The 3,498-nt window shown below is 38.7% G+C and carries 3 protein-coding genes; 1 reads left to right on the top strand and 2 read right to left on the bottom strand.

Annotated features, from left to right (window positions below; genetic code table 11):
• Positions 1-354 precede the first annotated feature (354 nt).
• The gene (locus tag L1967_RS22020) at positions 355-1,698 is read right to left on the bottom strand and encodes an IS110 family RNA-guided transposase (protein WP_249603646.1); all 1,344 of its coding nucleotides are present in this window, start codon (positions 1,696-1,698) and stop codon (positions 355-357) included.
• A gap of 338 nt (positions 1,699-2,036) precedes the next feature.
• On the opposite strand from L1967_RS22020, the gene L1967_RS22015 reads away from it, so the two are divergent.
• Positions 2,037-2,873 carry a DUF932 domain-containing protein gene (locus tag L1967_RS22015; RefSeq protein WP_249603645.1) on the top strand — a complete coding sequence of 279 codons (837 nt, stop codon included), beginning with the start codon at positions 2,037-2,039 and terminating at the stop codon, positions 2,871-2,873.
• A gap of 116 nt (positions 2,874-2,989) precedes the next feature.
• On the opposite strand, the gene L1967_RS22010 is transcribed toward L1967_RS22015, so the two are convergent.
• On the bottom strand, positions 2,990-3,498 hold a 509-nt coding region (locus tag L1967_RS22010), incomplete at its 5' end, for an integrase core domain-containing protein (protein WP_249603644.1).

Here is a 3,498-nt window from a genome sequence, read left to right as displayed (position 1 = left end):
TGTTAGAAAATGGGGGATTATCCTCAATCAGTTCTTGACCATATATGAAGAAAGGGTTCAACTTTAAGTTATAAAATCAAACCCCTTTATTTAAAACTTACACACTTTACGGGATAGTGTCATTTAAGGCTCGCTTATGAAATTTGCGAGCTTTTATATTTGGCTTATTTTCTGGCTAATTCGAACTTATAACTAAAACTGAGTAAGACTTTTGTAATTTAATCGTACCTCTCGAAATCCAATAATATAGTGCAGTTAGTGAGTTTAATAATCAATAGTTTAAACCAAAGCTAAACCCGCAAAATATCCATTTCCATAAGACTTCTATATAACTCTATCCCAAGCATCTATAAATCAAGCTACTTCTTCAAGTTCTTTTTGAATGATGGCAACCTTTTTCTTTAAGTTGCTAAGCCTCTTTTCCTGGCTGTTTCTTTTCATTTTCACCAAAATGGATTCATCGTATTCAACTTGTTGTTTTACCATTGTATATACTATTGATGCCAGCTTGTTCCCAGTCGCAATAGCAGCCGCCTTACCACCATTTTTTGCTCTCTGTATGCGGTAATAGTCGCCCAAAGGCCCCTTGCTCTTCCAAAGGCAGCTACCGCATTTTCGGAAAATATGTCCAGCGGTATTCTTTTTGTTCATCAGATGACTACTGATCAACTTTCCGCCCGATTGTTTGTTGTTGGGCACAAGGTTCAGCCAAGAGAGAAACTGCTTCCTGGTAGGCCATTTATTGAAATCAGTTCCTATCTCACCTAAGATGTTCAGTCCACTCAGGCTATCAATACCATCAATTTGCGTAATATCCACACCCAATTGAGTTTTTAAATAACCGTCAACATCGAATTTTGGAGTGTTCCTGTTTTTTCTTTTACTTTTTTTAGCTGGTTCAAATTTCTGTTTATGCAAAATTGCCACTGGCTCCCTTTCTCTTAATGCTCTCTCTATTTTTTCATCACATTGTCGTATCTGTTCATGCACGAAACGATAGGCATCGTATGCCTGTTGGAGTGTGAACAGGTATTCTTCCCGCCAAGTTCCTTCCAGAGACTTCATAATGGTTTCCTTACTTGCCCTAATACATCTGTCCCTAAGCTCAGAGAGGATTGCCGTATCCCGTTCCCCATTTAGGATTGCGCTTATGATTAACATACCTGTTTTTCCGGCCAGGTCCCTTATCACTTTGTGCAGCTTTAGGTTCATCTGTTCCATGGACTTCTGCATATGCTGGAGATAGCGGCTAGCTTGACGGATCAGGTTTTGTCGGTGCCTTGTATAGGTACGCAGTTCCCTTGTGTAATGGTCTGGTTGAAAACTGTTCGACAAAAGACCACAGCTATGTAGCTTCTGAATCCATTCCGCATCACTCATGTCCGTTTTTCTGCCACTTACGTTTTTAACGTTTCTTGCATTGACAAGGAATACTTCAAAACCGTAGTCTTCTAGCAAAAGGAAGAGATTGAGCCAATAAGTGCCCGTTGATTCCATAGCGATTGTTGTAATACCACATTTTTTGAGCCACCTTGCTATCTGATGCAGGTCGCAGGTGAAGGCCGTGAATCGCCTTGTTTTTTCAGAGTCCCTACCTTCCGGAATGGCCACCCAATGTTCTGTGCTGCCTACGTCAATACCCGCCGCATTTGGGTTCAACAAGGCCATTTCAACCGTTTCTTTTTTTCTCTTTGCCATCTCAAGACTATTTTAAGTTAAACAAAAGAGCTTCGGGCCCGCCCATTTAATACGTCTGTAATCTTCTATAAGGGATTGCTGGGCATCACCAATAAAAAACCTACAACAGGCGGGACCAGACTACGGCAAGGGTTTGTAAACACCAATTTCTTTTAGGTCTTGACTGCCCGAAGCTCGTACACCAAAGTTATTAAATTAATGACCCAAATCCTTGTTTTGGAGGTTACTACGGCATAAACCGCTCGATTCCTCGCTTTTATTCCGTTTCCTTCTGGAGGGGAATTTTGTCTTCCGTTTGTGATGAGGTTAAAATTATTGTTTAACTAAATTCACATATTATGTATTTATCTAATCTTCAACAAGACGACCTTTACTTACCGAATGAGATGGTAGCCCTTGATCTGCTAACCGGTTATCCGTCACGAAAAGGTCTTGAGAATGCTATTCTAAGTAATGGAAAGATCGTTAATGTAGTCTCCAAAAGTTATGGACATTTATCAAATCGCTTGTTTTTCGAAAAAGCTGAAAATATGCTGATTGAAGCTGGTTTGAGCTTTCAAAGGCGGAGTATTAACCGTAATGATCGATCATTTGTTCTCGATCTTATCATCGAAAATAAAAACTATTTTGAGGTTAAAAACAATAAAGATCAAATTTTGCCCATGCTTAGATTTACAAATTCTTACGATGGAAGTGAGAAAACAACCGGACATTTTGGTTTTTATCTAAAAGTATGCGCTAAGGGATTACATGTGGCTGATACTTCTGTGGCCTTTTCCGTTAGACATACCCGAAATAATACAGAGCTGGTCATGCCAAAACTGAGTGATCTTTTTGAAAAGTTTTTAGAGAATGAGTACTATAGTATTATTACAAATTTTTGCAAACTTCAGACCGTAAAACTTCTGGATACTAAGCAATTCGTAATGGATATTTTAAAACAGATAAACTTGTTTAAATATGAGTGTAGCGATAAAAATCCGTCACCTTCTAAAAAGTCCAGAGAAGTACTCGAAATTATAGATCAGGAATCTTTGTTGCTTGACGAAGCGCCTAATCTTTGGCTGGGCTATAATGCATTCAACCGTGTATTGCATACAACGCTTAAAAAAAGTTTTCAAAGGCAAAAGCAGTTAGATCAAAAGCTATTCAATACCGTATTAGAGATGTTATAGTCTTTAAAAGGTTTATCCAGTACCTTAAACTGGATTTTTTAATTCAAGCCTTTATCATAAACCCGCCTTAGTGACTATCGCAACGAAAAACAACTGAATAATATTGTAAGCTTCCCCTAATTAGAACTGCCTGATTGTCTAAAATTACTGTTTTTCATAGTTCTGGCGGTACCGCCAGAACTATGAAATTCTGCATAGGCTACAGGTGCCATTTTTCCTAAGGCATCATGTGGCCGGACGTTATTATAATCTTCCATCCAAGTTTGGGTTTGTTCCCTGACTTGGTTTAGATCTTCAAAGATATACTTATTGAGTACTCCTCTTCGGTAACTTCCATTAAAGCGTTCAATAAATGCATTTTGTGTCGGCTTTCCGGGTTGGATATACTGAAAAATGATGCCTTGCATCTGACCCCACTCCGATGCGATCTTAGCTACAAATTCAGGACCATTATCCATCCTTATTTTTTGAGGTTTTCCCCTGCGATTAATTAAATGGTTTAATACCCAAATGACACGCTTGCTGGGCAATGAAAAATCAATTTCTATATGTAATGCTTCCCGGTTATAATCATCAATAACCGTTAGGCCGCGGAAGCGTCTTTTATTCTCTAAAACATCAGTAA

The sequence above is a fragment of the Zunongwangia pacifica genome, from assembly GCF_023499215.1.
GTDB classification, from domain to species: Bacteria; Bacteroidota; Bacteroidia; order Flavobacteriales; family Flavobacteriaceae; genus Zunongwangia; species Zunongwangia pacifica.
Note: the sequence above shows the minus strand (reverse complement) of the source record. Positions and strands in the feature narration are given on the sequence as shown.